This window comes from Bradyrhizobium nitroreducens, from assembly GCF_002776695.1.
GTDB classification, from domain to species: Bacteria; Pseudomonadota; Alphaproteobacteria; order Rhizobiales; family Xanthobacteraceae; genus Bradyrhizobium; species Bradyrhizobium nitroreducens.
In genome coordinates this window covers 5,345,627-5,367,056 of the sequence record NZ_LFJC01000003.1, presented here as the reverse complement: position 1 = coordinate 5,367,056, position 21,430 = coordinate 5,345,627, and the positions used below count along the sequence as shown (strand labels likewise).

Genomic DNA, 21,430 nt, shown 5'->3' with positions numbered 1-21,430 from the left:
CCAAAAAGCCGCCGTCTTTGTTTTGGGGGTGATCGATGCTAGAAGTCCCGGGGAAACGCCTTATTCATCTAAGGCATGTATCGATGTTCGACCTCAACCAGCTCCGCTGTTTCGTCACGGTGGCGGAGGAATTGCATTTCGGCCGCGCCGCTCTGCGGCTGAACATGACCCAGCCGCCGTTGTCCCGGCAGATCCAGGTGCTCGAGCACATCATCGACGCGCCGCTGCTGGAACGCACCAGCCGGTCGGTACGCCTGACGCCGGCGGGGCGCAGCTTCCTCCCCGAGGCGCGGCGCATCCTCAAGCTTGCGGAAAGCGCTTCGCAAGTCGCCCGCCGCATCGCGCTCGGCAAGACCGGCTCGCTGAAGATCGGCTTCACCGCTGCCGCCGCCTACGGTTTCCTACCCGAGCTCGTCGCGGCGTGCCGCGCCAAGCTGCCCGAAGTCGACTTCTCGCTAAAGGAGATGGTGTCGGGCGACCAGTTCGAGGCGCTCACGTCAGGCCAGATCGACGCCGGCCTGCTCAGGCCGCCGATCGCGCGTCCCGAAGTCGCCAGCCGCCGCGTCGTCGCCGAGCCGCTGCTCGCCGCCATCCCGAAGAAGCATCCGCTGGCGAACGCCGAGAGCATCACCATCAAGGATTTCGACGACCAGCCCTTCGTGATGTATTCGCCGTATGAGAGCCGCTACTTCCACGATCTCCTGGTGGCGCAATTCACCCGCGCCGACGTGCTGCCGCGCTATGTCCAGCACCTCAGCCAGATCCACTCGATCCTGGCCATGGTGCGCGCCGGTCTCGGCCTTGCCATCGTGCCGGCTGCGGCCGCGGGCCTGAAGATCTCCGACGTCCGGCTGCGGCCGCTGAAGCTGCGGGGCCGCGTGCCGGTCGAGCTGTTCATGGTCTGGCGCCGCGACGACGAGAATCCGCTGCTCTCGGCGCTGGTCAAGATCGCCGGTGAATTGTCGTCCGCGGAGGTGGTGGAGGATTGATGCTCAATCCGCATCGGTCGATATAGGCTTTGGCTTGGACCCGCATCGAACGGTCTCTTAAACCACGGCGCATGGACGCGCCGGCCCTTAAGGCCCGCGTCCGCCACAACACGCTAATCAAGGGAGCAGCGCCCGTGAGCAAGATGACCCCGCAGGAAATGGCCCAGAAGATCGGTTCGGGCCTCCTGTCCTTTCCCGTCACGCCGTTCAGGGCGGACTACTCCTTCGACGAGGCGACCTACCGCGCCAACATGGACTGGCTGTGCGGCTATGATGTTGCCGGCCTGTTCGCCGCCGGCGGCACCGGCGAGTTCTTCTCGCTGACCCCGACCGAGGTTCCTGAAGTCGTCAAGGTCGCCGTCGAGGAGACCAAGGGCCGCGTGCCCGTGCTCGCCGGCACCGGCTACGGCACCGCGATCGCCCGCGAGATCGCGATCGGTGCGGAAAAGGCCGGCGCCGACGGCCTCTTGCTGCTGCCGCCCTATCTCACCCATGCCGAGCAGGACGGCCTTGCCGCCCATGTCGAGGCGGTCTGCGCCGCCGTGAAGATCGGCGTCATCGTCTACAACCGTGACAACGCCATCCTGCAGCCCGACACGCTGGCGCGCCTTGCCGAGCGCTGCCCGAACCTGGTCGGCTACAAGGACGGCATCGGCGACATCGAGCTGATGACCCGCGTCTACACCAAGCTCGGCGACCGCCTCACCTATGTCGGCGGCCTGCCGACCGCGGAGACCTTTGCGTTGCCCTATCTCGACATGGGCGTGACGACCTATTCCTCCGCCGTGTTCAACTTCGTTCCGGAATTCGCCACCAATTTCTACGCCGCCGTGCGCAAGCGCGACCATGCGACGATCCATGCCGGGCTGAAGGACTTCATCCTGCCGCTGATCGCGATCCGCAACCGCAAGAAGGGCTATGCGGTCTCGATCATCAAGGCCGGCATGAAGGTGATCGGCCGCGACTCCGGCCCGGTCCGTCCGCCACTGACCGATCTCACCGAGCAGGAGATTGCAGAGTTGGCCGCGTTGGTGAAGAATCTGCCCGCCATCCGATCGACACAACAGGCGGCGGAATAACTGATAACAACAGTGAGGAGCGTAGGATGGCCCTGACCGAGATTTCCGGCGCGCAAGTCGCTGGCGCACCGGTCGTAACAGCGATGCAGGTGATCCCGGTCGCGGGCCGCGACAGCATGCTCCTCAACCTCAGCGGCGCGCATGCGCCGTTCTTCACCCGCAACATCGTCATCCTCACCGACAATGCCGGCCACACCGGCGTCGGCGAGGTGCCGGGCGGGCAGAAGATCTGGCAGACGCTCCAGGACGCCCGCGACCTCGTGATCGGCAAGACCGTCGGCGCGATGAACAACATCCTCGCCGATATCAGGACCGCCTTCGCCGACCGTGACGCCGGCGGCCGCGGCAAGCAGACGTTCGACCTGCGCGTGATGATCCACGCGGTCACCGCGGTCGAATCCGCGCTGCTCGATCTGCTGGGTCAGCATCTCGGCCTGCCGGTCGCGGCCCTGCTCGGCGAAGGCCAGCAGCGCAACAGCGTCGAGACGCTCGGCTATCTCTTCTTCGTCGGCGACCGGCGCAAGAGCAAGCTCGACTACGTCACGGGCGAAACTGGCAAGCCTGAGTGGTTCAACCTCCGCCATCAGGAGGCGATGACGCCGGACACCGTGGTGCGGCTCGCGGAAGCCACCCACGACCATTACGGCTTCGCCGATTTCAAGCTGAAGGGCGGCGTGCTGCGCGGCGAGCAGGAGATCGAGGCCGTCACCGCCATCGCCAAGCGTTTTCCGAACGCGCGCGTGACGCTCGACCCCAACGGCGCCTGGTCGCTGGACGAGGCGATCAGCCTCTGCAAGGACATGCACGGCATCCTCGCCTATGCCGAGGACCCCTGCGGCGCGGAAGGCAGCTTCTCCGGCCGCGAGATCATGGCCGAGTTCCGCCGCGCCACGGGCCTGCCGACCGCGACCAACATGATCGCGACCGACTGGCGTCAGCTCTCCCATGCACTACGCCTCGGCGCGGTGGACATTCCGCTGGCCGATCCCCATTTCTGGACCATGCAGGGCTCGGTGCGGGTCGCCCAGACCTGCCGCGACAACGGCCTGACCTGGGGCTCGCACTCCAACAACCACTTCGACATTTCGCTGGCCATGTTCACCCATGTCGGCGCAGCCGCCCCCGGCAAGGTCACGGCGATCGACACCCACTGGATCTGGCAGGACGGCCAGGCCCTGACCAGGGAGCCGCTCCAGATCAAGGGCGGCAAGATAGCCGTCCCTGATAGGCCGGGCCTGGGTATCGAAATCGACAGAGCCGCCATCGATGCGGCGCATGACCTCTACAAGCAGCATGGACTTGGCGCCCGTGATGACGCTATTGCCATGCAGGACCTGATCCCAGGCTGGACCTTCGACGACAAGCGTCCCTGCCTCGTGCGTTAGGCGTGATCCTGATAAGGATCCTGCCCCTTAAATGACTTGGAGGAAACGATGACTGCGATCCTGAAGAACTTCATCGGCGGCGAGTGGGTCGACGGCTCCGGCGTCACCAGGAACATCAATCCCTCCAACACCAACGACGTCGTCGGTGAATACGCCAAGGCCGACAAGGCGCAGACCGAGAAGGCCATCGCCGCCGCCAAGGCCGCCTTCCCCGCCTGGTCGCAGTCGACGCCGCAGGCGCGCTTCGACGCGCTGAACAAGATTTCGCTCGAAATCCTCGCCCGCAAGGAAGAGCTCGGCCGCCTGCTCGCGCGCGAGGAAGGCAAGACGCTGCCGGAAGGCATCGGCGAGGTCGCCCGCGCCGGCCAGATCTTTGCGTTCTTCGCCGGTGAAGCGCTGCGCCTGATCGGCGAGAAGGGCGCTTCGGTCCGGCCCGGCCTCGACGTCGAGCTCACCCGCGAGCCGGTCGGCGTCGTCGGCATGATCACGCCCTGGAATTTCCCGATCGCGATTCCCGCGTGGAAGATCGCCCCGGCGCTCTGCTACGGCAACACCGTGGTGTTCAAGCCGGCTGAGCTGGTGCCGGGCTCGGGTCACGCGCTGGCCGAGATCATCACCCGCTCCGGCATTCCCGCCGGCGTGTTCAACCTCGTGGTCGGCTCCGGCTCCGTCGTCGGCCAGACCCTGCTCGATCACCCGGATGTCGCCGCGATCTCCTTCACCGGCTCGGTGCAGACGGGGCGCAAGATCGCGCAGGCCTGCGTGCTGTCGAACCCGATGAAGAAATTCCAGCTCGAGATGGGCGGCAAGAATCCGCTGGTCGTGCTCGACGACGCCGACCTCAAGACCGCCGTCGAGGTTGCCGTCAACGGCGCCTATTTCTCGACGGGCCAGCGCTGCACCGCCTCCTCGCGCCTGATCGTGACCGAAGGCATCCACGACCGCTTCGTCGCGGCGGTGGCCGAGCGGCTGAACAGCCTGTCGGTGGACGACGCACTCAAGGCCGGCGTGCATATCGGCCCCGTGGTCGACCAGAGCCAGCTCGACCAGGATCTGCGCTACATCAAGATCGGCCAGGACGAAGGCGCCAAGCTCGCCTTCGGCGGCGAGCTGCTCAAGCGCGAGAACCCCGGCCATTACCTCCAGCCGGCGCTGTTCACCGAAGCCAACAACAACATGCGCATCGCGCGTGAGGAGATCTTTGGCCCGGTCGCCGCCGTCATCCGCGCCAAGAACTACGAAGAGGCGCTCGCGATCTCCAACGACACCGAGTTTGGCCTGGCCTCCGGCATCTGCACCACCAGCCTGAAATACGCCTCGCACTACAAGCGCAACAGCGAGTCCGGCATGGTGATGGTCAATCTGCCGACCGCCGGCGTCGACTATCACGTGCCGTTCGGCGGCCGGAAGGGCTCGAGCTACGGCGCCCGCGAGCAGGGCTCCTACGCGCGCGAGTTCTATACGACGGTGAAGACGGCTTACACGTTCCCGGGCTGACCACGGGGAAGATCTCGTAGGGTGGGCAAAGCGAAGCGTGCCCACCGCTTACGTTCGATGTGAAGCATGGTGGGCACGGCGCATTGCGCCTTTGCCCATCCTACGGCTGCGGAGGCAAGTGTACATGGACCAGGACGTCGCAGCAAAAGAACAGCCCCGCTACATCAAGCTCAACGAGCGCGACAATGTCGCGATCGTGGTCAATGATTTCGGGCTTCCCGCCGGCTCCCGCTTTGCCAGCGGCCTGACGCTGCGCGCCTTCGTGCCGCAGGGGCACAAGACGGCGCTGGTCGATATCGCGGAAGGCGCACCGATCATCCGCTATGGCGAGATCATCGGCTACGCACTGTCGCCGATCCTGGCCGGCGAATGGGTCGACGAGGCCCGCATCCGCATGCCGGAGGCCCCCGACCTCGACAAGCTCGAAATCTCCACCGCCGTACCCGCGCCGCTGCCGCCGCTCGAAGGCTTCACCTTCGAAGGTTATCGCAATCCGGACGGCTCGGTCGGCACGAAAAACATTCTGGGCATCTCCTCCTCCGTGCAATGCGTCAAGGGCACGATGGAATATGCGGTCAAGCGCATCCGCGCCGAGCTGCTGCCGAAGTATCCCAACGTCGACGACGTGGTGCCGCTGACGCATGCTTACGGCTGCGGCGTCGCGATCAATGCTCCCGATGCCGTCGTTCCGATCCGCACGCTGCAGAACATCGCGCTGAACCCGAATTTCGGCGGCGAGATTTTGGTCATCAGCCTCGGCTGCGAGAAGCTTGCCCCCGAACGCCTGGTGCCGGAAGGCGTCAGCGATGCCATCGTGCGCATGCAGGACGAGGCCTTCGACGGCTTCGGTGCGATCGTCGATGCGATCATGACGCAGGCGGAAGCCCGCCTGAAAATCCTCGACAAGCGCAAGCGCGAGACCTGTCCGGCCGCCGATCTCGTCATCGGCCTGCAATGCGGCGGCAGCGACGCCTTCTCCGGCGTCACCGCCAATCCCGCCGTCGGCTTTGCCGCAGACCTCCTGGTGCGCGCCGGCGCCACCGTGATGTTCTCCGAAGTGACGGAGGTGCGCGACGCCATCCAGCTGCTCACCCGGCGCGCCATCAACGAGGAGGTCGGCCGCGCGCTGGTGCGCGAGATGGCCTGGTACGATTCATATCTGGCCCGCGGCGGCGCCGACCGCAGTGCCAACACCACACCCGGCAACAAGAAGGGCGGCCTTGCCAACATCGTCGAGAAGTCGCTCGGCTCGATCGTCAAGTCCGGCTCCACCGCGATCACCGGCGTGCTCTCGCCGGGCGAGAAGGCGACGCAAAAGGGCATGCTGTTCGCGGCAACGCCCGCGAGCGATTTCATCTGCGGCACGCTGCAGCTCGCCTCCGGCATGACGCTGCAGGTGTTCACCACCGGCCGCGGCACGCCTTACGGCCTCGCGGCCGCGCCCGTGATCAAGGTCGCGACCCGCAGCGAGCTGGCGCGGCGCTGGAAGGACCTGATCGACTTCGATTCGGGCAGCATCGCCACCGGCGAGAAGACCATCGAGGAATGCGGCTGGGACCTGTTCCGCCTGATCCTCGATGTCGCCTCCGGCCGCACCAAGCCGTGGTCGGACCGCTGGGGCATCCACAACGATCTCACGCTGTTCAATCCGGCGCCGGTGACCTGAAGCGTTTTCGAGCGAAGTGGATACCGGTTCGCTTGAAGAAAACGCGTCAAGATGGAACCTCACTGGCTGTCGATCAGGTGCATGTCGCCCAGCGTGACAGGAAGGCTGCGCGTGATGAGGTCCACGACCGCGGCGCGCAGCCGCTCGCTCGACGCTGCCCCCCCAAGCGTCTCGTCGACCGGGCCGCTCGGGCCGGCAATCCGCACGGTCCCGGTGTTGTCGAGCGGCGCGGCCGCACGCTTCTCGATCACGTCTAACGCCTTGCCGTCGATGATCCGGACTTCGTACAGCGCATGAATCAGGCCGTAATCCGCCAGCAGCGTCCGGTATTCGGCGAGCCCGACGCCCTCGACGTTGCGGCCGTTGCCGAGCTTCGATCTTGCCCGGGTGATGACGACGTAGGCATCGAGCCCCTGGGGCGTTACATCGCTGCGAACCAGCTCCTTGAACGGATCGCTGCGCAGTAGATTGACGGGCGCAACCGCCGAATCCCTGACGGCGGCGAACGCGGCGCGCCTGTAGCTCACCGGTTGCACGCGAAAGCGTCCGCTCAAGAGCTTCGTCGCCTGCTGGACGATCAGCTCGTCCAGTCCCCAGGCGCTGATCGAGAGGCTTTGCGCGGTGTTGCCGAGCCCGGTCAGGCCGGCTTGCGTCAGGCTCATCTCCTCGCCGATGGCCGAGACGATGCCGAGGGTCTTGATCGCCTGGAGTTTCGTCGCGCGCGTCTCGAACGCCGCGGCAGCACCGAGGACGGCGGACGCGATCGCACAGGCGAGAGCCAGGATAATTCTGCTGCGCATCGCCTATCGAATCCTGAAGTCGAACGAATAGGACGCACCGATGCCAACGGTGGTCTGGTTCGACGACCCCCGCAGCTTCACCAGCGGGCTGTCCGCGGCATCGCCGAGCAGCTTCTCGTATTCGACATAGGCGTGGACCTCCCACTGCGGATTGATGCGATAGGAGACCTGGCTGCCGAAGCCGACCGAATGCGCGCCGCCCTTGGCATCGTATGTCGGCAACCCCGACGCCAGCGCCTGCGCCGCGTCGACGCCGAAATAGGGAGCGGTCGCCTTGGTGCTCTTCCAGGTGAAGCGCGGGCCGGCCGAGATCGTGAGCCTCTGGATCAGCGGCACGATGACGTCGGCGGAGACATCGGCCACCGTCCCGGTATGGCCGCCCATGCCCTGGCGCAATTCGCTGCGCAGGCGCAGCCAGTCGACCGGATAATATTCGACGAAGCCGCCGAGCTCGTACGCTGCCTTGACGTCGCCAAGGCCAGTCAGCTCGGCATATTTGTCGGCCTTGCGCGAGGCGACGTATTTGAACGCGGGCCCGGCGCGGAAATTGCCGACGTCGAGCAGCGCGATGCTGGCGCTGTCGCGCGGCCCGCGAAACTGGTCGATCGATCCGGCGCGGCGGATGGTGAAGATCGGGATCGGGACGAACTTCCCGTTCTTCGCCCCGACGAAATCGGGCGTGTACTCTCCGCCGATGCCGACCATGACGGTCCAGTTGCCGGAGGGCGAAGGCAGCAGCGGCAGGTCGAACGGCGGAGCCGGCAGCGTGAACGCCGTCTGCGCGCGGGCGGATTGAGGGATCGCGATGACCGCGCCGAGTACGGCGAGAAAAGTGGTCAGCGATATCTGCCGCGCGCTCCCCGCAGGGTCGAGAGCGGCTTCGTCAAGATGCTTCATTTACAGGGCCCCGGACCGGCCATGCTGGCCTGGTCTGATACGTGTGGCTGGAGCCCCAGCATATGATCCGGCTAAATTGCCCCAAGATTGCAGGGCGAAACCGCCGCCTTCGTCCATTGCCGACACGCGCGCCGCAGGATCAACATTGCCCGAACATTGCCGGGGCGTGCCCCTGTCCGGAAACTTCGGCCGGCGGCGTCTGTCCGCGCCCGCGTTCCTGCCTTCGATTCGCCCAGCTCGCTGCCTTAATGGGAACTCTGCGCACGAGCCGAAGCACCCAGACGTCGGCCAGGGAGCGTTACGCTCGGGGTCTTGTCACCCAGCAGAGTCAAGGACCGACCCGCGTGCGTTCCCTCGTGATCGAAGACGAACCGCAGATCGGCGCCTATGTCAGCCGCCTGCTCGGGCAATTGCACGGCGTCGTGGACGTCGTCGGCTCGATCGCCGATGCCCGCCAGGCGCTGGAGAATTTCAAATACGATCTCGCAATCGTCGACCGGATGCTGCCCGACGGCGATGCGCTCGAGGTGGTCGCGGCGCTAAGTCAGTCGCCGGAGCGTCCCGCCATCATCATGCTGACGTCCAAGGACACCAAGGAGGACGTCGTCGACGGCCTCAACGGCGGCGCCGACGATTATCTCGGCAAGCCGTTCGAGCCGCAGGAGCTGATCGCACGGGTGCGTGCAGTGCTGCGGCGGCCCCGGTTGCTCGCGCCTTCCGTGCTGTCGCTCGGCAATGTCGAGCTGCATCTCGGCAGCAACGAGGTCGTGGTCGCCGGCAGGAAGATCCTGCTGCGGCGGCGCGAGGCGCTGATCCTCGGCGCACTGCTGATGCGGCGCGACCGCGTCATCACCCGCGCCGCCCTGATCGAGGAAATCTACGGTTTCGACGACGAGATCGAATCCAACACGCTGGAAGCGCAGGTCTCGCGCCTGCGGAAGAAGCTGGCCGCGTTCGGCGGCGACGTCGAGATCCGCAGCATGCGGGGCATCGGTTACATCCTGCGGCTGGCGACGCCGCGATGACGTCGATTGCCCGGACGTTCGCGATCTCGCTCGGCATCGCCGCGACGACGATCTTCCTGACCATGCTCGGCGTCTTCATCTGGCGATATCCGACCGAGGAACACGAGTTTAGGTCCTGTCAGGTCGTGGCTGCCATTCTCGATCGCGCGACGGTCATAGAAGGGCAAAAACTGACGGTACGTCCGACTCCTGCCCTCGAGGAATTGAAGGCGGACAGCCCGAACCTCTGGTACGTCATGTCCGCGGGCGAACTGCTCAGCGAGTACGGCAGCGAACATCGGCCCGCCCTCCCCTTCGTGTTTCCCTACCGCGGGCCCGTCGGCTCCTCCGTCTTCAGCACGCTCGACCAGAACAGCACTTTCTGTCTCTCCGCCGTACAGCGGGGCTCGTTGCGGCTCGGGATGATGGTTGGCGAGCCTCAGGTCCGCTTTGGCCGGATTGCACGGACGTTTCTCCTCCGCAGGGTCTTTTCGATCATGCTCGTGGCGCTGGCCTTTGCAGCGACCGTTGCCGTCGGCTCGGCGCTTGCTGCGCGTTTCGTCTCACGTAGCATCGAGCGGGTCGCGCGGCGCGCGCTCGCGATCGATCCGTCGGCGCCGCAAGGCTTGATATCCTTGTCGGAGGTCCCCTGCGAGCTAAAGCCCCTGGTCGAGGCGCTGAACCGCGCCTTCGGCGAGATCGATGCCTATATCAGGATGCAGCGCCGCTTTCTCGGCAACGCCGCCCATCAACTGCGCACGCCGCTCACGCTTCTGCGCGCGAAGATCGAGGACGTGCCCGAGCCCGCCCTGAGGGCCGAGTTGGTGCGCGACGTCAGGCGCCTGACGTCGCTGGTGTCCGCCATGCTCGACCTCGCCCGGCTGCAGAATCACGCGGTCGAGAAGCGGCCGATCGATCTCGCCCAAATCACGATCGAGGTGCTTGCCGATTTCGGTCCCTCGGCGCTGGACGCCGGCATCGAGCTCGCGCTCGACCAGGCCGAGAAAGGTCCGGTCCTGGTGCTGGGCGTCGACGCCGCAATCCGCAGCGCGCTGGCCAATCTCGTCGGCAACGCGCTGATCCATGCCCGCGGCGCGCGCCGCATCGTCGCCACGCTGGGCCCCGACGGCGTCTCGATCGACGACGACGGCGCAGGCCTGCCCGATGGCGCCGAACACAAATTGCTCGAGCCGTTTCAGACCGGCAATACCGCCGGCGACGGTGCCGGGCTCGGCCTGTCGATCGTCCGCGAGATCATGGCGGCCCACAACGGCGAGTTGATCATCTCGTCCGCACCCGGCCGTGGCACGACCATGAGCCTGCGCTTTCCGGCGACCGTCGCGCCGACCGGACCTGCGCAGCTGGCGTTGCAGACAAGCTAGCTGCGAGCTGCGTCGATCGATGCCGCGAAACCGTCCTGAAACATTGACGCGAAAAACTTCGTCATCGTTTCGTCCTGTCGCATCACGCAACCAATAGGTTCGCCCACGGACACACGAATGTTCGCACACGAGCGAACCTCCTTGTGCATCGCCACGACCAAACCTCCGATTGACATCTTCAACGGAGATTTTCCAATGCGTGGTCTCACAATGATTGCCGTCGCCGGCGCCTTGATTGCAAGCTCCACCGGCGCCTTCGCGGGTGAGCTTCCCTCTTACGAAGTGAAGTCGTTGCCGATCTCGGCGATGCAGGTGCAGGTGCTCGGCAGCGCCGGCGTCGAGGAGCAGTCGGCCGCGCCCGCGATGACCGTCGCCGGCATGCCCGCCTCGCCCGCGCAGGTTTCAGTGTTGTCCCCGCGCGTAAAACGGCTTGCCAGCGCGGGTTCGGGAAGCGAGGCGCGCTGAGCCTTTCACATCGCTTGCGGCGCCTGCATCCGAAGCGGGCGCCGTCAGCGTTTTCAGGTCATGCTGCCGGGCATGAAACAGCGCACGCGCGGATGACCGTCGATGTAGTGCTTCCACACCATGGTGCGACCGATCTTGTTCGGCACGGTGATCACGGCGCCGTCGGGCACCACCACCCATTCGTCGTCGATGCGGACGCGGAAGCGGCCGTGATCGGACTCCCAATCGACGTCGGCAATGACATAGCCGTCGGCGTCGGTGCAGCATTGACCGAATTCGCTGTGCAGGCTCTCGAACCAGGGTTTTAGCGGCGAGTTGGCGTAGCGTCCGTCGTCGCGCGCCTGTGCCGGGATGGCCAGGAGCGCCGTCGCGCCCAGCAGCGTCGCCGCGCATAATCTTGAAGATTTCATCTCGTCGTCCCGCGATCAGAATCATTCGTGCGGGAGACAGACAATGTCGTCCGTTGTCCGTGCCTTGGCTCAAGGCACGGCGCCGGCGACTCGTTCCTCCAGCACCCTGGCGATAGCTATGCAAATCCGCTGCCAGCGCGCATTCCGGGGAACTACTGTCGCACGGCGCAACGGCATGCGCCTTTCGACGAATGCGGCGTAGGATCAAAATCCGACGCCGACGGGACGACTCTCAGAAATGGGACCGAGGTTACTGCTTGGGCGCCGGAGCCATCATCATGCCGCCGCTCTTCTTCGTCGCGGGCGCCGGCGGCTTGGTGGCCGCAGCCGGCGCGGGCAGATATTTCGCGACGATGGCGGGATCGACCTGGGCGATGTTGGCGTCGGGCAGGCGCATCCAGGTCTCGTCCTTGCCAAGCAGCGAAATGCCGAGATAGCCGCGCAGGGTCAGGGTCTGTCCGTCGGGGCTGACCTTCATGTTGGCCTTCCAGATCTGGCCGTCGCGGGGATTGAGCACGTTGCCGCCTTCGTACTTCAATCCTTCGCGCTTCATGTTGCGGACGAAGGAAATGCCGAGCACCGGCGCGTTCTTGCGATCGTCGGTGCACTTGCTGCAGATCTCGTTCGGATCGTCGCCGGGCCGCGGGAAGGTCTTGGCGATCACGCCTTCGAAGATGCCGTTATGGTCGATGAAGAGAAACCATCCGACCGTCTTGCCGTCTTCGACCTTCTGCCACAGGCCCGCCGCCGTGGGCTCGGTGGTCTGCGCCGCAGACGGCGTCACCGTCGCGAGCGACAATGCAAGCGCAAGGAAGGGGAGCAGCCGAAAGCTGGAAGAAATCCGCATTAGATCACCTTGTAATTCCACGACCGGAATGGCCGCAGACTACGGCGATTTCGCGAACGGTTCCAGCACCAGAAACATGGGGCATCCCCGCCTGCGCCGCTGCCGTCAGTTGACACCCAGCTTCTTTTGCAGGCTGGAGGACGAGGTCGTGTACTGGAACACGAGCCGCTTCTCCGGATAGACGTAGCGATGTGCTTTTTGCGACATCAGCGCGCCCTCGTGGAAGCCGCACAGGATCAGCTTGATCTTGCCGGGATAGGTGTTGATGTCGCCGATCGCGAAGATGCCGGGAACATTGGTCTCGAATGCACTGGTCTCGACCGGCACCAGATTGTTCTCCAGCGCAATGCCCCAGTTCGCGACGGGACCGAGCTTCATGGTCAGCCCGAAGAACGGCAGCATGGTGTCGCAGGCAATCTCGGTGATGCTGTTGTCGTTGCCCTTGACGGTCGCACCGGAGAGCTTGCCCTCGGCGCCGGACAACGCCGTGACCTGGCCGAGCCGCAGATCCATCTTGCCGCCGGCAACCAGCGCGCGCATCTGCTCGACGCTGTGGGGCGCGGCGCGAAACTCGTCGCGCCGGTGCAATAGCGTGATGCGCTTCGCGATCGGATGCAGATTGAGCGTCCAGTCGAGCGCGGAATCGCCGCCGCCGACGATCAGCACGTTCTTGTCGCGGAACGTCTCCATCTTGCGCACGGCGTAATGCACCGACGTACCCTCATAGGTCTCGATGCCCGGCACCGGCGGACGCTTGGGCTGGAAGGAGCCGCCGCCGGCTGCGATCACCAGCACCTTGCATTCGAACACCTTGCCCGCGTCCGTGGTGCAGCGAAATGCGGGATCGCCGATCTTCTCCACGGTCTCGACCATCTCGCCGAGATGGAAGGTCGGATGGAACGGCTTGATCTGCTCCATCAGCGCGTCGGTGAGGCCCTGCCCCGAAACCTGGGGAATGCCGGGAATGTCGTAGATCGGCTTTTCCGGATAGAGCTCGGCGCACTGGCCGCCGACCTTGTCGAGGATGTCGACGAAATGCGTCTTCATGTCGAGAAGGCCAAGCTCGAAGGCGGCGAACAGACCGCAGGGGCCGGCGCCAATAATCAGCACATCGGTTTTGATCACGTCGCTCATGTCGTCTCTTTATCGATCGTTATCGGTTGGACGGCGCCCGGCGGGCAGAGGTGACCCTGCCTGTCTAGCCAACGGGGATGAATCAGGGAAGGCATAAAAGCAGGAGCCCCCCGCAGCCGCGCCCACTTGCCGGGTCAGGATAACTGGGTTGTAACGGGGATGGATATGACGGAGATCAATCGGTGAACGCACCAAGCCGCCTCGACACGACGCCGCGTCTGGAGGACTTCCCCTTCCGCCTCAGCGACAATGTCCGCTTTGGCGATCTCGACCCCAACCAGCACGTCAACAACGCGGTCTACGCCACCTATTTCGAGACCGGCCGCGTCACGCTGATGAAGCTTCCCCAGTACGGCTTGACCCCGCCGGGCCTCGCCTGGATCATGGTGCGGCTCGACATGCATTTCCGCGCCGAACTGCACTGGCCGAACACGATCGAGTTCGGCCTCGGTGTGGTGAAGCTGGGACGGACGTCCGTGACCTTCGAGCAGGTCGTGTTCTCGGAGGGGAAATGCATCGCCTCGGCGATTTCGGTCGGCGTCCTGCTGGACGAGGCGACGCGCCGGCCGGCCCCGTTGACTGCGGAGGTGATCGAGAAATTCAGACCCTGGCACAAGCGCGGCATCGAAGTCGCGCCGCCGAGTGCATCGTAAATTTTGGGAAGGCGGATCAGGCCTGACGTTCCGGCGTCGTCACGATGAGACCGTCGAGCTCGTCGGAGACCTTGATCTGGCAGGACAGGCGCGAATTGGGGCGCACGTCGAAGCCGAAATCGAGCATGTCCTCTTCCATCGGCGTCGGGCTGCCGACCTTCTCGCGCCAGGCTTCGTCGACATAGACATGGCAGGTCGCGCAGGCGCAGGCGCCGCCGCATTCGGCCTCGACGCCGGGAATGCTGTTGCGGATCGCGGCTTCCATCACGGTTGCGCCGTTCTCGATTTCCACCGTACGGGTTTCGCCCTTGTGGTCGACAAAGTGAATCTTGGCCATGTGTGCTCGTGCTGCCGCGGTGCTGGGAATGAAGGAGGGTCCGGGCTGTCCTATAACGGGTCGATCAGCCCGGCGCCATAGGGTTTTGCTGCGAAGTGAATCCCGCTTTGCGGCAAGAAAATGCGTCAAAACAAGAGACTAGAATCCGGCTCGGCCGCTTGGCCTCAAGGCTTCAGGATCGCCTCGATGGCGGCGCGGGCCTCGGTGACCGCCTCCTTCAGCGCGGCGAGGGCGTGGCGCTGGTTATGGCCGGTCAGGATCGCAGTCTCGAGGCTTGCCGCGGCATCTGCCACCGCAAAGGCGCCGACCCCGCGGGCCGAGCCCTTGAGCTTGTGGGCCAGTGCGCCGGCCTCGGCCGGCAGGGCCGCCATCGCCGCCATCAGGCGGACCGCCTGCTCGGCGAACATGGCCAGCACTTCCTGTTCCAGATCCGCGTCGCCAAGCGTCATCCGGGAGAGGTGGTCGAGGTCGAGCGGGCTGTCGATGGGTGCAAGCGGGGGCGAGGGCATCCAGTCCATCCGTTGCAGTTCAGGCATCATGGCGCAGGCCCCGGCATCGCGCGACGGTTCCGCCGGTCCGGCGGCGAATTCAGCCCAGCCAAGCATGGAAATGGTTAACGAAATGTTTGGCTTCTTGAACGCAGTTCTGCCGGTTTATTGACGAAAAGTTGCCGCAATCGGGCGAGTCCGGTGGAGAATTACATTTAATGCTAAGGCGTTACGCCGCGATCCTGTTAACGATGATTAAGAATGTCTTAATCGCGGGCATTTCATTCGCATCGCTCTGCCAATAGGATGTTGCAGAAATTGGCGGACAAGCCGTCCGGGTGGGGACGGCTAGGAGATCCGCGTAAGCGGCATGATCCGGTCTGTGGGCTTGCGCAGCGCGCAGGGCTCGCGGGGGGACGCGTACAAGTAACGAGGGCTCGGACTGAACATGGCGAACACTCCGAAAAAGGTCAAAGACCCGACAGAAGTTGCGCTTTCTGCGATCCAGGAAGCCCTGAACATCAGCGACACGGCTGCCGACACCAGCCGCAACGCCGCCATGCGCAACGAGACCGCGCCTTCGGTGGCGCCGCCGCCCCCGATCTTCGACGAGCCGAGCTTCGAGCCGCGTCCTGCCGCCAATGAACGTGCAAACGTGTTCGACCCGGTCGAGGAGCCGCGCGCTTCGCGCCGCGCCGCCAACGACGACCGCGAGACCATCGGCCAGTTGCTCCAGGCGTTGCAGACGGGTCGCCCTGCCCGCAGCATCTACACCGGCGCGACGATCTTCACCGTGATCTGGCTCGCGGCCTGCGCCGCACTGACGATCGGCTTCCTGCCCTCGATCCAGGCCGCCATGGGCCAGAGCGGCGGCGTGCTGGCCATCGCCGGCCTCGTCACCATGTTCTTCGCGCCCATCATGCTGTTCTACTTCCTGGCGAGTTTGGTCTGGCGCGGCCAGCAGATGAGCTCGGTCGCCCAGGCGATGGCGCAGGTCGCGATCCGCTTCTCCGAGCCCGAGGGCTCGGCTTCCGATTCCATGGTCACCGTCGGCCAGGCCATCCGCCGCGAGGTCGCGGCGATGGGCGACGGCATCGAGCGCGCGATCGCGCGTGCCGGCGAGCTGGAGACGCTGGTCGCCAACGAGGTCGCCGCACTCGAACGCGCCTATTCCGACAACGAGGTGCGTATCCGCGCCCTGCTCCAGGACATCGCCCATCAGCGCGACAATCTGGTCGGCCAGGCCGAGCAGGTCCGCAGCGCCATCTCCGGCGTGCAGATCGATCTGCGCCACGACATCGCGCTGATCTCCGACGCGATCGCCTCGCGCGTCGACGAGGTCGCCAAGTCCATCACCGGTGCTCTCGAAGAGCGCGGCGCCCACATCACCAGCGCCCTGAGCAATGCCGGCGACAACATGATCCTGGCGCTCGGCGAGCGCGGCGGCGACCTGCTCGACCGCCTCGAGGAGGCCAGCAACGAGACCACGCGCGCCGTGCTCGACGCCAGCGAGCGGCTGACCACCAGCCTCAACTTCAAGACCGGCCACGTCCACGACGAGTTCGTCGACCTCGCCGACCGCGTCCACGAGATGCTGAACGAACGCATCGACCGCATCACCGGCGAGTTCGAGCAGCGCTCCGCCGCGATCGTCGACGGCATCTCCGAGCGCACCGAGCAGGTGCACGACAGCCTGAAGAACTCCTCGGACTCGCTGCTGCTCGAGCTCGAGCTGCGCTCCAACGACATCTCGGCCAAGATCGACGACGCCGGCAACCGCCTCGCCGGCCAGATCATGACGAGCGGCGACAAGGCGAGCGAGGCGCTCGACGCCACCGTCAACACCCTCGTCGCCAAGGTCGTGAGCCAGACCGAGACCGCGCACGACTCGCTGTCGCTGCAGATGAGCGCGTTCGACGAGCTGGTCAGGAACCAGGGCACCGAGCTGGTCGAGAAGTTCGCCCGCGACTCCGGCACGCTGGGCGCCCTGATCACGCGCCACATCTCCGAGTTCGACCGCACCGTGAAGACCTTCGGCGGCGAGATCGTCGAGCGCATGGGCCAGCGCACGCAGGAAATCCATGAATCGCTGAAGACCTATGTCGACAATTTCGACACCCGCTTCACCGCCAACGGCGGCGAGATCACGGCCGTGCTCGACCAGCGCCTGCTGCAGTTCGAGACCACGGTCGGCGAACGCGTCAGCAATCTCGACGCCTCGCTGAACGGCAAGATCGCCAGCCTCGACGGTACGATCGGCGGTCACATCAAGACCTTCGACGAGCAGCTCGTCGGCCGCGTCGCCGCGCTCGAACAGTCGTTCGACAGCCGCGCGAAGTCCATGACCGACACCATCGACGGGCGCATCAACACGCTGGCGACGTCGCTGACCGACGGCGCCGCGCAGGCGATCCAGTCGATCGACTCCCGCCTCACCCACCTGACGACGTCGCTCACCGGCGGCGCCTCGCAGGCCATCGAGACCATCGACGCGCGCCTCAACCACCTGACGAGCTCGCTGACCGATGGCGCCTCGCAGACCATCCAGTCGATCGATACCCGCCTGACCCACCTCACGACGACGCTGACGGGCAATGCGACGCAGGCGCTCGAGTCCATCGACTCCCGCCTCACCTACCTGACCACGGCCGTCACCAACGGCGCCTCGCAGGCCGTGCAGTCGATCGACACGCGCCTGACCCTGCTGACCTCGACGCTCACCGACGGCACCGCGCAGGCGATCGAGGCGGTCGACCGCCGCATCACCGGCGTCACCGAGATCATCGACGGCCGCAGCACGCATCTGACCGACACGGTCACGGCGCGCTTCCAGGAGATCCATCAGGCCATCGAGACCAAGGTCGGCTCGGTCGCGAGCGACATCGACGTGCGCGTGGCGCAGTTCGAGGACCTGCTCGGCTCGCGCGTCGAGGCCGTCGCCGGCCGCATCGAAAGCAGCGGCCGCCAGGCCAGCGAGGACATGATGTCCCGCGCCGAGATGATCTCGACCGCGATCCGCTCGCATGTCGAGGACGCCGAGCGCTCGCTCACCAACCTCGTCGTCAACACCAGCGAGACGATCCAGACCGGCGCCCGCACCGCCCAGCAGTCGCTGATGACCGTCTCCTCGGACGTCAACGCCCAGCTCAAGATGACCTCCGCCGAGGTCGAGCGCGCGCTGACCGCGGTCGGCACCGGTTCGGCGAACTCGATCCTGAGCAGCGCCCGCGAGGCGCAGGCGACGCTGGTCGCGGCGTCGGGCGAAGCCTCCAACCAGATCAAGGCGCTGTCGGCCGACGTCGAACGCACGCTGTCGGCGGCAGGCTCTGCCACCGCGGCCTCGATCCTGGCCGGCGCCCGCGAGGTGCAGACCACGCTCGTCACCGCGTCCTCGGATGCGGCCAACCACGTCAAGACGCTGACCGCCGACGTGCAGCGCTCGCTGTCGCTGGCCGGCACGACCACGGCGGAATCGATCACCGCCGGCGCCCGCGACGCGCAGAGCGCGCTGATCGCGGCCTCGACCGAGACCGCCAACCAGATCAAGGCGCTGTCCTCGGACGTGCAGCGCTCGCTCACGATGGCCGGCACCTCGACCGCCGAAACCATCGTGACCGGCGCCCGCGAAGCCCAGAGCACGCTGGTCACCGCGTCCTCGGACGCGGCGAGCCAGGTCAAGTCGCTCGCGGCCGAAGTGCATCGTTCGCTCTCGCAGGTCGGCCAGTCGACCGCCGAGACGATCACCACCAGCGCCCGCGACGCCCAGAGCACCCTGCTCACGGTCTCGGCCGAGCAGACCAGCCAGGTCCGTTCGCTCGCCGCCGAGATGCAGCGCGCGCTGGCAACCGCCGGCGGCGCCACCATCGAGGCGCTCACCAGCGGCGTGCGCGAAGCCCAGGGCTCGCTGATCTCCGCCTCGACCGACGCGGCTAGCCAGATCAAGTCGCTGACCACGGACATCGAGCGCACGCTGACCGCTGTCGGCGCCGACACCGCCTCGACCATCCTCAACAGCGCGCGTGAGGCCCAGATCTCGCTGACCTCGACCTCGGCGGATGCCGCGAGCCAGATCCGCACGATCTCGACCGAGATCGAGCGCACGCTGAGCACGGCCACCGCGAACGCGACCAACGACATCCAGACCAGCGCGCTCAACGCCCAGAACGCGCTGATCACCGCCTCCAACGAGGCGAGCTCGCGGGTCAAGTCGAGCTCGGCCGACGTCGAGCGCTCGGTGCTCGCCGCCTCGAGCAGCTTCGGCCAGGCCATGACCGGCAAGACCGACGAGATCGTCACCTATGTGCAGCAGCAGGCCGACCGTCTGTCGAACATGATCGACGCCAAGCGCGGTGCGCTGGTCGACGCGATCGGCTCGAAGACCAGCCAGCTCACGCTCGACATCGACCGCGTCACCTCGGACGCGCTGAAGTCGATCGAGACGCGCGGCCAGGCCTTCTCGCAGACCATGATGGGCAACGGCTCGGAAGTCGCGCGTACCATCAACGCGGCCAGCGAGATCGCGACCAGCGCGGTCGGCAAGTCGCTCAAGGACCTCGAGCAGGCCTCGCGCTCCGCGATCGACCAGTCGCGCCAGGTCTCGATCGCGGCCGTCACCGAGATGCAGGAGACCAGCAAGATCCTGCGCACCGACACGGTGGCACTGTTCGAACGGCTGCGCGAAGGCAACATCCTGCTCCAGGAGGTGCTGACCGGTGCGCACGACAACCTCAACTCGCTCGAGCGGGCGCTGGTGACGCGTGTCGCCGACTTCGTCTCGGCGATGAACGACGTCACCTCCCGCAACGGCGCGGCGACGCAGAACCTGGAAGACCAGCTCAACGTCTTCAACAGCAAGACCACGAAGGCGCTGCAGGATCTCGGCGAGCTGTCGACCCAGTTCGACGCGCACGGCAAGGCGCTGGTCGAGGCCGCACAGGTCGTCGAGCAGAGCAACAAGAACACCACCGCCTCGCTCGCCGAGCGCAAGCAGGCGCTGGAATCGCTCGTCACCACGATAGACCTGCGTACGGCCGACCTCGACCAGCGGCTGTCGCGCTTCACCGGCCTGCTCGACGAATCGCTGGCGGCCGCCGAAGAGCGCGCCCGCGACATCGCCCGCGTCGTCGCCGAGACCGCCGGCGCCGGCTCCGCCGCGATCACCCGCCAGTTCGAGGCGGTGCGCGTGGCGTCCGAGGAGGAGCACCGCCAGACCATCGAGGCGATGCACGACATCTACCGCCAGACCACGGACGAGGCGGATGCGATGTTCAAGCAGTCGACCGAGAAGTTCACCAACCTCGTCTCCAGCATGAAGCAGATGGCCTTCGAGATGCACAACGAGCTCGAAGCCACCCGCAACGAGCTGCGCCGCGGCGTGCTCGAGATGCCGCAGGAGGCCGCCGAGAGCACGGCGCAGATGCGCAAGGTGATCGTCGACCAGATCGAGGCTCTCGCCGAGCTCAACCGCATCGTCGCCCAGCACGGCCGCGGCCTCGACGTCACCACCGCGGGCCGCGCGTCCGTCGCCGTCCAGCGCCAGGAAGAGCCGGTGATGGCCATTGCCGGCGGTCGTGGCACCGAGACCCGCATGCGCGACACCGGCAGCGCTTCCACGCTGCCGCCGCCGGACCTCGGCATGCCGGCGCCCTCGCGTCGCACCGAAGCGCCGCCGGTCGCGCCGTCCAGCAACGACCAGGGCCGTGACGGCTGGCTGTCGGACCTGCTCAACCGCACGGACGCCAATCAGGGCGCCCCGACCGGTCAGGCTCCGCGTGGCCGCGCCGCCCCCGCGCCGCAGCCGCAGGCCCCGCAGGCCAGCAGCAATCCGCTGGAATCGCTGTCGCTCGACATCGGCCGGCTGATGGACCGCAACCTCGCGGCCGAGATGTGGGACCGCTACCAGCGCGGCGAGAACAAGGCCTTCACCAAGCGCCTCTACACGCCCGCCGGTCAGAAGGCCTTCGACGAGGTCGCCCGCAAGTACCGCGCCGACCGCAACTTCAAGGGCACGGTCGACCGCTACGTCGCCGAGTTCGAGCGCCTGCTCGACGAGGTCGCCCGTGACGGCCGCGGCCCGCAGGAGCTGCGCGGCCACCTGACCTCGGAGACGGGGCTGGTCTACACGCTGCTCGCGCATGCGGCGGGCCGGCTGGGGTAACGGGCAAGTCATCAACGAATGAGAAAACGGAGGCCTCGCGGCCTCCGTTTTTGTTTGGGCGCGTCACTTCGAGAGGGGCTCGTAGCCCGCATGGAGCGCAGCGCAATGCGGGGAGCTCAGCAAAAAGTCCCGGATTACGCTTGCGCTCCATCCGGGCTACCAAGGCGGCTTCTACAAGCTCCATCATTGCGAGGAGCAAAGCGACGAAGCAATCCAGACCGACTGGATTGCTTCGCTACG

General features: G+C 66.0%; 17 protein-coding genes. 10 read left to right on the top strand and 7 right to left on the bottom strand.

Going from position 1 to position 21,430, the window contains the following annotated elements; genetic code table 11:
* Positions 1 to 83 precede the first annotated feature (83 nt).
* The 5 genes from TSA1_RS25835 to garD all read left to right on the top strand — a co-directional run bounded on the left by TSA1_RS25835 (position 84) and on the right by garD (position 6,616).
* Positions 84 to 989: a LysR family transcriptional regulator gene (locus TSA1_RS25835; RefSeq protein ID WP_100178788.1), complete on the top strand. Its 906-nt coding sequence runs from the start codon at positions 84 to 86 to the stop codon at positions 987 to 989.
* A gap of 134 nt (positions 990 to 1,123) precedes the next feature.
* On the top strand, positions 1,124 to 2,068 hold the full coding sequence (gene kdgD / locus TSA1_RS25830) for a 5-dehydro-4-deoxyglucarate dehydratase (RefSeq protein WP_100181345.1): 945 nt from the start codon (positions 1,124 to 1,126) through the stop codon (positions 2,066 to 2,068).
* Between the two features lie 26 nt (positions 2,069 to 2,094).
* Complete coding sequence (gene gudD / locus TSA1_RS25825) at positions 2,095 to 3,453, top strand: glucarate dehydratase (protein ID WP_100178787.1); 1,359 nt, start codon at positions 2,095 to 2,097, stop codon at positions 3,451 to 3,453.
* Between the two features lie 48 nt (positions 3,454 to 3,501).
* Positions 3,502 to 4,950: an aldehyde dehydrogenase family protein gene (locus TSA1_RS25820; protein WP_100178786.1), complete on the top strand. Its 1,449-nt coding sequence runs from the start codon at positions 3,502 to 3,504 to the stop codon at positions 4,948 to 4,950.
* A 124-nt stretch (positions 4,951 to 5,074) separates the two neighbouring features.
* The gene (gene garD, locus TSA1_RS25815) at positions 5,075 to 6,616 is read left to right on the top strand and encodes a galactarate dehydratase (RefSeq protein WP_100181344.1); all 1,542 of its coding nucleotides are present in this window, start codon (positions 5,075 to 5,077) and stop codon (positions 6,614 to 6,616) included.
* Between the two features lie 59 nt (positions 6,617 to 6,675).
* Here the strand turns inward: garD and TSA1_RS25810 are convergent, their stop codons facing one another.
* Both TSA1_RS25810 and TSA1_RS25805 read right to left on the bottom strand, forming a co-directional pair.
* Positions 6,676 to 7,416, bottom strand: a complete 741-nt coding sequence (locus tag TSA1_RS25810) for a hypothetical protein (RefSeq protein ID WP_100178785.1) — start codon at positions 7,414 to 7,416, stop codon at positions 6,676 to 6,678.
* Between the two features lie 3 nt (positions 7,417 to 7,419).
* On the bottom strand, positions 7,420 to 8,313 hold the full coding sequence (locus TSA1_RS25805) for a MipA/OmpV family protein (protein WP_174719073.1): 894 nt from the start codon (positions 8,311 to 8,313) through the stop codon (positions 7,420 to 7,422).
* Between the two features lie 344 nt (positions 8,314 to 8,657).
* Here TSA1_RS25805 and TSA1_RS25800 point away from each other — a divergent pair, with 344 nt between their 5' ends.
* The 3 genes from TSA1_RS25800 to TSA1_RS25790 all read left to right on the top strand — a co-directional run bounded on the left by TSA1_RS25800 (position 8,658) and on the right by TSA1_RS25790 (position 11,164).
* Positions 8,658 to 9,338 (top strand): response regulator transcription factor, encoded by a 681-nt coding sequence (locus TSA1_RS25800; protein ID WP_100178784.1) that lies wholly within the window; start codon positions 8,658 to 8,660, stop codon positions 9,336 to 9,338.
* Entirely contained in the window at positions 9,335 to 10,699 is a 1,365-nt protein-coding gene (locus tag TSA1_RS25795) for a sensor histidine kinase (protein ID WP_100178783.1), read from the top strand. The genes TSA1_RS25800 and TSA1_RS25795 overlap by 4 nt, the downstream gene beginning before the upstream one ends.
* A 195-nt stretch (positions 10,700 to 10,894) precedes the next feature.
* Complete coding sequence (locus TSA1_RS25790; RefSeq protein ID WP_174719072.1) at positions 10,895 to 11,164, top strand: hypothetical protein; 270 nt, start codon at positions 10,895 to 10,897, stop codon at positions 11,162 to 11,164.
* Positions 11,165 to 11,217: 53 nt separating this feature from the next.
* Here the strand turns inward: TSA1_RS25790 and TSA1_RS25785 are convergent, their stop codons facing one another.
* From TSA1_RS25785 to TSA1_RS25775, 3 genes are all read right to left on the bottom strand, one after another.
* Positions 11,218 to 11,574, bottom strand: a complete 357-nt coding sequence (locus TSA1_RS25785) for a hypothetical protein (RefSeq protein WP_100178781.1) — start codon at positions 11,572 to 11,574, stop codon at positions 11,218 to 11,220.
* Positions 11,575 to 11,824: 250 nt separating this feature from the next.
* Positions 11,825 to 12,421, bottom strand: a complete 597-nt coding sequence (locus tag TSA1_RS25780) for a DUF2147 domain-containing protein (protein WP_100178780.1) — start codon at positions 12,419 to 12,421, stop codon at positions 11,825 to 11,827.
* Between the two features lie 105 nt (positions 12,422 to 12,526).
* On the bottom strand, positions 12,527 to 13,555 hold the full coding sequence (locus TSA1_RS25775) for an NAD(P)/FAD-dependent oxidoreductase (RefSeq protein ID WP_100178779.1): 1,029 nt from the start codon (positions 13,553 to 13,555) through the stop codon (positions 12,527 to 12,529).
* A 182-nt stretch (positions 13,556 to 13,737) separates the two neighbouring features.
* Between TSA1_RS25775 and TSA1_RS25770 the strand changes: the two genes are divergently transcribed.
* Positions 13,738 to 14,208, top strand: a complete 471-nt coding sequence (locus tag TSA1_RS25770; RefSeq protein ID WP_100178778.1) for an acyl-CoA thioesterase — start codon at positions 13,738 to 13,740, stop codon at positions 14,206 to 14,208.
* 16 nt (positions 14,209 to 14,224) lie between these two features.
* On the opposite strand, the gene TSA1_RS25765 is transcribed toward TSA1_RS25770, so the two are convergent.
* Positions 14,225 to 14,545 (bottom strand): 2Fe-2S iron-sulfur cluster-binding protein, encoded by a 321-nt coding sequence (locus TSA1_RS25765; protein ID WP_100178777.1) that lies wholly within the window; start codon positions 14,543 to 14,545, stop codon positions 14,225 to 14,227.
* 164 nt (positions 14,546 to 14,709) lie between these two features.
* Positions 14,710 to 15,084 carry an Hpt domain-containing protein gene (locus tag TSA1_RS25760; protein ID WP_100181343.1) on the bottom strand — a complete coding sequence of 125 codons (375 nt, stop codon included), beginning with the start codon at positions 15,082 to 15,084 and terminating at the stop codon, positions 14,710 to 14,712.
* 397 nt (positions 15,085 to 15,481) lie between these two features.
* Between TSA1_RS25760 and TSA1_RS25755 the strand changes: the two genes are divergently transcribed.
* Positions 15,482 to 21,190 carry an apolipoprotein A-IV repeat region-like domain-containing protein gene (locus TSA1_RS25755; protein ID WP_100178776.1) on the top strand — a complete coding sequence of 1,903 codons (5,709 nt, stop codon included), beginning with the start codon at positions 15,482 to 15,484 and terminating at the stop codon, positions 21,188 to 21,190.
* Positions 21,191 to 21,430 lie beyond the last annotated feature (240 nt).